The following is a 3,606-nucleotide window of genomic DNA, read 5'->3' on the forward strand; positions in this document are numbered from 1 at the left end:
GTTGGAAGGTACGCACGTTCATGCCCTGCGACAGCGCGATCTGCTCGATCGTGGCGCGGCCCATGGGCAACAGTAGGTAGATCGCCTTGCGCACATCGAACAGCAACGAGGTGCTTTCATGACCTTGCAGCGAATCGATGTAGTCCTGGGCATAACACGCCATGGCCGGGTCGGCACTGGCGTTAACCATGTCCAGGCTGGCAGCGGAGCAGACGATGCCGTTGAACTCGCTGCCAAACTCGAGATTGCAGCCGAACATACGCCGATGACGTTGCAGGTTGTCGGGTGGCTGGTGCATGAAGTTGACGCTGTAGGGGCGCCACTGCGAGCCGAGCAGTGTCGAGCACAGGCCGAACAGCACGCCAATGACCAGCTCTGAGGCCTGGCGACTGGGCAACAGTGACTCGGTGACCATCTCGGCACGAATGATCACCATCCTGCCGGCTTCTTCAACAAAGATCCCCAGGGAATCATTCATCAGATGGCGGTAGCGCTGCATCACCTGCAAGGCGTCACGCAGGGTGCGTTGCTGGCTGAGCAGCAGGCTTACCACGCCGAAGTCCGAAAGCTGGCGCGACTCGGCCATGCGCAGGCCGAGGGTCTGGCAACCACTGGCGACGGCCGAATCTTCCAGCAGGCGCACGGCGGTATCGATGGGTATCCGGTTTTCCGGGACTCGCAACTGAGCCCTGCTCAGGCCGACGACAGTCATGACGTCGTACGGGTTGAATCCCAGGTCCTGGGTGACTTCCAGGTATTTGGTCAAAACGGCGGCGCGAACAAGCATGGGCATGTGTAGGAGACCTCCCTCGGCCGATGGCGGCGTTGCTTTTTTCATCGAAGGTGTATTGCGCGGGAAGGCGACGCTGGTGAAGCACTGATAGCGCCAGCGATCTTCAACCCTGACCTGGCGTAACCCAGAGCAGGTCGCGCGGTCCCATTTTAGGGAGCACGGGCGAGGCGCCATGGGCATGGCGGGATAATTTCTTAGCATATTGGGACACGACGGACGGGCCGGAGATGGCGGCGGCAGACGCCGCGCTACAGGGGTTTGTCCTGTCCCAATTTCACAAGATTGTGTCCCGGCAAGCTCAGTGCAGGGCACCCTCGCGGGCTACCTTCAGGCCCACAATTGATAAGATGGAGGTAGATAATGGATACGCACGCTGCAATGCGTATCGGTCAGCCGCTCGCCGCAATGGCGCAGGTGGATGCCGACGATCCCGATGCATTCAACCACTGCTTTGCCGACGTCAACGGCATCCGCATGCACTACATCGACGAGGGCCAGGGGCCGCTCGTCATCCTGCTGCACGGCTTCCCCTACCTCTGGTACATGTGGCGGCGCCAGATCGTGGCATTGGCCGAGGCCGGCTATCGGGTTGTCGTGCCCGATCAAAGAGGGTTCGGGCAATCGGACCGCCCCGACACTATCGAAGCCTATGACATGAGCCAATCCGTCGGCGACATGGTCGGCTTGATGGCGGCCCTGGGCGAAACCTCTGCGGTGATCATCGGCCACGACCTGGGCGCCTGGGTGGCCCAGGCGGCGGCTATGTTGCGCCCGGATCTGTTTAGAGGCCTGGTGATGCTCAACACTCCGGTACCGCCGCGGGGCAAGGTCAAGCCAACCGTGGGCCTGCAGGCCATGGCCAAAGGCCGGGTCTACCACCACCTGTATTTCCAGCAGCTCGACAAGCCGGATCGCGAGCTGGCCGCGGATCCGCGCAAGACCCTGAGCAGCGTCTTCTACTCGATCTCCGGCAGCGCCGTGGGTGCCGAACGCTGGCGCCTGTTTGTCGAAGCCGGCGAGCCAATCCTCAACGCCTTTACCGAGCCTAAAGGCGCGTTCCCGTCCTGGCTGAGCCCGCGTTCGCTCGACTACTACGTCGCCGAGTACACGCGCACCGGATTTACCGGTGCCCTCAACTACTACCGCTGCCGCGACCGCAATTGGGAAATCACCGCGTTTCTCGACGGCGCCAAGGTCAGCCAGCCGAGCCTGTTCATCGGTGGTGCGGCCGACCCGTCCCTGGAGCCGGTGGAAATCCGCAGCCAATACGAGCAGATGGACGCCTACCTGCCCGCGCTGCGCAAAAAGGTGCTGCTGCCCGGTGTCGGCCATAGCGCTGCAGAGGAAAGTCCGGCTGAGGTCAACGAGTTGCTGCTGAAGTTTCTCGAGCAGTTGATGGTCTCTGAGCCAGCGGCACGCTAACCCCCTTCATAACGTCAAAACAAAAGGCAGGGCGAACGTAGGTATCTACCGTAACGTCCGCCCTGCCTTTGCACAGGGCTTGATTTTCCCCTTAGAACTAGCTGGCCGCCTTGACCAGCAGATGATCGCCGAACTGCTCGCGCAGGCGGTTCTTCAATACCTTGCCCGTAGCACCCAGTGGAATCGTGTCGACGAAGACCACATCATCCGGCGTCCACCACTTGGCAATCTTGCCGTCATAAAAGGCCAGCAGATCTTCCCGGCTCAGGGCTGCCTGCGCCTTCCTGACCACGATCAACAAGGGCCGCTCATCCCACTTCAGGTGTTTCGCAGCGATGCAGGCCGCCTGGGCGACCGAGGGATGGCTCAGGGCAATGTTCTCAAGRTCAATGGAGCCGATCCACTCGCCGCCCGACTTGATCACATCCTTGCTGCGATCAGTGATCTGCATGAAGCCATCGCCATCGATGGTCGCCACATCGCCGGTGGGGAACCAGGTCTGGCCGGCGTGCTCGATCAGCGGCGAACCGTCGCCTTCATTTCTGAAATAGTCGCGCACCACCCAGGGGCCACGCACCATCAGGTCACCCGAGGTGGCGCCGTCCCAAGGCAGTTCCACGCCATCCGCGCCGACGATCTTCATGTCGACGCCAAACACTGCCCTGCCCTGTTTGGACTGCACGGCGTTGCGCTCTGCCGGGGACATATCAAGGTGCCTGGCCTTGAGGGTGCCAATGGTGCCGATCGGGCTCAACTCGGTCATGCCCCACACGTGCAACACCGCCACGCCGTAGGTCTGCTGAAACTTGTGCAGCATGGCCGAGGGACAGGCTGCGCCGCCAATGATGGTGCGTTGCATGCTGGAAAAAGACTCGCCGGTTTGTTCCAGATGCCCCAGCAGCCCTTGCCAGACCGTGGGTACGCCAGCAGAGAGCGTCACCTGCTCCGCTTCGAGCAGCTCGAACAGCGATTTGCCGTCCAGCGCAGGTCCAGGAAATACCAGCTTGGCCCCGACCATGCACGCGATGTACGGCAGCCCCCAGGCGTTGACATGGAACATCGGCACCACCGGCAGGATGACGTCCCGCGCCGAGCAATTCAGAGCATCCGGCAGCGCGGCGGCATAGGTGTGCAGCAGCGAGGAGCGATGACTGTAAAGCACGCCTTTAGGGTTACCCGTGGTGCCTGAGGTGTAGCAGAGCGTACAGGCCGCATCCTCGTCGAGCTCCGGCCAGGCGTAGTCGCTGGCGCCCTGTTGCAGCAGGTCTTCATAGCACAGCAGGTTATCGATACCGGCGTCGGTCGGCATGTGGGCGCGATCGGTCATGGCGATGAACGCCTTGACCCCGGAGCAGCGGCCAGCGATGAGTTTGATCAGCGGCAGGAAGGTC

3 protein-coding genes are annotated in these 3,606 nt (G+C 61.9%); 1 reads left to right on the forward strand and 2 read right to left on the reverse strand.

The annotated features are described in order from the left end of the window. Window positions 1-793 (reverse strand): AraC family transcriptional regulator (locus tag AC1DRJ_RS21650; RefSeq protein WP_477803937.1); only part of this gene is annotated, 793 nt, incomplete at its 3' end. A gap of 360 nt (window positions 794-1,153) precedes the next feature. Here AC1DRJ_RS21650 and AC1DRJ_RS21655 point away from each other — a divergent pair. Next, the gene (locus AC1DRJ_RS21655) at window positions 1,154-2,215 is read left to right on the forward strand and encodes an alpha/beta fold hydrolase (RefSeq protein WP_477803938.1); all 1,062 of its coding nucleotides are present in this window, start codon (window positions 1,154-1,156) and stop codon (window positions 2,213-2,215) included. A 97-nt stretch (window positions 2,216-2,312) separates the two neighbouring features. On the opposite strand, the gene AC1DRJ_RS21660 is transcribed toward AC1DRJ_RS21655, so the two are convergent. Continuing rightward, window positions 2,313-3,606, reverse strand: a 1,294-nt coding sequence (locus AC1DRJ_RS21660; protein ID WP_477803939.1) for an AMP-binding protein, incomplete at its 5' end; no start/stop codon positions are given.

This window comes from Pseudomonas sp. P5_B2, assembly GCF_056400445.1.

Coding starts and splice junctions, on each gene's coding strand:
- AC1DRJ_RS21655 (WP_477803938.1), top strand. CDS start 1,154: ATGGATACGCACGCTGCAATGCGTATCGGTCAGCCGCTCGCCGCAATG.